The organism is bacterium, from assembly GCA_026398675.1.
Classification (GTDB): domain Bacteria; phylum RBG-13-66-14; class RBG-13-66-14; order RBG-13-66-14; family RBG-13-66-14; genus RBG-13-66-14.
The window spans coordinates 1-2477 of the sequence record JAPLSK010000413.1 but is presented as its reverse complement, the minus strand read 5'-3'; the positions used below and the strand labels follow the sequence as shown (position 1 = coordinate 2477).

Here is a 2477-nt window from a genome sequence, read left to right as displayed (position 1 = left end):
TTCGGCTTCGGCAGCGGCTCCACCTGGACAAGCTGGAAGGCCCGCCGGCCGACAATCCGTTCCCCGCCGGACGTCGAGTCGTAGAAGTAGACGTAGGGGAAGCCGCTCACGAGGCTGTTGTCCCACGTCCACGGAGAGCCGGTCGTGAGGTCGAGGCCCGTGCCCAAGGTCACGCTCCAGTTCAGTTGGCCGAACGTGATGCTGGTCCCCGGCACATAGGTGTTCGGAATCCTCGCTTTGTACGTCTGCGGGTTGTCGGCCACCGTGATCTGCACCTGAGTGCCGGGGATGACGGCCGTGGGGTCCGTCTGGTTCCCGGTTACCGTCAGGTTACCGTGGAAGGCGTCCGCGCCGAGGGCCATCTGGGCCGACGCCGCCACGAGGGTGGTCAGTATGATCGAGAGTGTTTTTCGGGTAAACGTGGCTAGTCCCTCCCATGTCCTCTATGAGGCAGGGCCCCTGTTGAGGATGTCAACCCCCATGTGGAAGACGTCACCCGATGGGCCCAGAATACCCTCCCACACAAGCTTCTGCGCCGTCCCACACGGTAGAAGTATACCGCAGTTTGCAGCAAAAGTCAAATCGGGCGGACAATCCGAGAGGACAAAAAAACCGCAGTAAAATGGCACTTTCCGAGGGTTCGGGGGGGGCGGGGCTTCCGACGGCACCCCGCCCGCCATCTGCTCAAAATGTGGGATTCGGGCGATGTATGGACACAAAGGGTCCTACACTCGGGATTGTATGTGGGATCGGCAACATTCCGTGCGCTAGTAGTCCGTCACACTTGTTCGTGTGAGTGCAACTGGGTGGCGCGGTGGGCAGTCCTGCCCACCGCGCGGCGGCGACCGTTATCTCGCCGCCCGGGGGCAATTGCCGCGCTGTGGGTCAGGAGACCCACCGCGCACGAGGTTAAGCGGCGTTGCAGTAATAGTTCGCGGTGCTGCCTGGGGAAGAACCCCTCCCCGCCACATGTGCCCAGGGGCTCTAACCGTCAGAGGTAATGATCCCCGGCACGGAGCCAGGACTTCTCTTGTCGAGCGAATGCCTCCGCCGTATAGTCACCGGTGTGTTGGGGAGGGTCCCGGCCGCAAACGGAGACTTGAAGGAGGAGCGAACATGGCGAGGCAGAGGCTGGAGATCAGCCGCCGGAGTTTCATGAAGGCCTCGGCGGCGGTGGCGGCGCTGACGATTGTTCCGCGGCACGTGCTCGGGGGCGAGGGGAAGCCCGCCGCAAACGAGAAGCTCAACATTTCCGGCGTGGGCGTCGGGGGCATGGGCGGGAGCAACCTGGCCGCCTGCGAGTCCGAGAACGTCGTCGCGCTCTGCGACGTGGACGCGGGGGGTTACGCCGCCAAGACCTTCGGCAAGTATCCGAAGGCCAAGGCGTACAAGGATTTCCGCGTCATGCTGGACCAGCAGAAGGACATTGACGCGGTGATCGTGGCGACGCCCGACCACACCCATGCCGTGATTGCCCTGGCGGCGATTCAGCGCGGCAAACACGTTTATGTTCAGAAGCCGCTGGCCCATAGTGTTTACGAAGCGCGGGTGCTGACCGAGGCGGCCCGCAAGCACAAGGTCAGGACCCAGATGGGCAACCAGGGGCATTCCGGCGACGGCGCCCGCCTGATGTGCGAATGGGTCTGGGACGGGGCTATCGGCCCGGTGCGCGAGGTGCATTGCTGGACCAACCGGCCCGTCTGGCCGCAGAGCGTTGAGGTGGATCGGCCCAAGGAGACGCCGGCGGTCCCGGCCACGCTGGATTGGGACCTGTGGATCGGCCCCGCGGCCATGCGCCCTTATCATCCCACGTACCATCCGGGGACGTGGCGGGCCTGGTGGGATTTCGGGACCGGCTCGCTCGGCGACCTGGGCTGTCACATCATGGACCCCGCGTTCTGGGCGCTGAAGTTGAAGTACCCCATCAGCGTGGAAGGCTGCATCTCGACCTACTGGCAGGGGCTGTGGCAGAAGACGGAGCCGAAGAATGAGCAGTACCCGCGGTCGACCATCGTCCGCTACAAGTTCCCGGCGCGGGAAGGCATGCCGGAGGTCAAGCTGACCTGGTGGGACGGCGGGATGATGCCGCCCCGCCCGGAGGCGCTCGAGAAGGGCCGCCGCATGGGCGACGACGACGGCGGGGTCCTGTTGATCGGCGACAAGGGCCTCCTCATGTGCGGATGTTACGGGAGCGGACCGAGGCTGGTTCCGGAGTCGAGAATGAAGGAATACCGGCAGCCAGCCAAGACGCTGGAGCGCGTTGCCGGCGGCGAGGGCGGACACGAGAAAGACTGGGTCCGGGCGTGCAAGACGGGCAAGCCGTCGTCGGCGAACTTTGACTACTCCGGCCCCTTCGCCGAGACCGTGCTCATGGGGAACCTGGCGATCCGCTCGACCGCGAGGTCATGAAGAGCGTCTTCGCCCCCTTGTTCGCCAGCGGCCCCGCCGGCGTGGGGATGGCCACGTGCGCCGAAGTC

2 protein-coding genes are annotated in these 2477 nt (G+C 65.1%); one reads left to right on the top strand and one right to left on the bottom strand.

Annotated features, from left to right (window positions below; all coding sequences use genetic code 11):
• Positions 1-362 (bottom strand): hypothetical protein (locus tag NTW26_12035; protein ID MCX7022977.1); only part of this gene is annotated, 362 nt, incomplete at its 3' end.
• A gap of 754 nt (positions 363-1116) precedes the next feature.
• On the opposite strand from NTW26_12035, the gene NTW26_12030 reads away from it, so the two are divergent.
• A complete protein-coding gene (locus NTW26_12030; protein ID MCX7022976.1) occupies positions 1117-2409 on the top strand; it encodes a Gfo/Idh/MocA family oxidoreductase in 1293 nt (430 codons plus the stop codon).
• Positions 2410-2477 lie beyond the last annotated feature (68 nt).

Excerpts from the sequence above, each read along its gene's own strand:
- NTW26_12030 (MCX7022976.1), top strand. The coding sequence starts at position 1,117 with ATGGCGAGGCAGAGGCTGGAGATCAGCCGCCGGAGTTTCATGAAGGCC.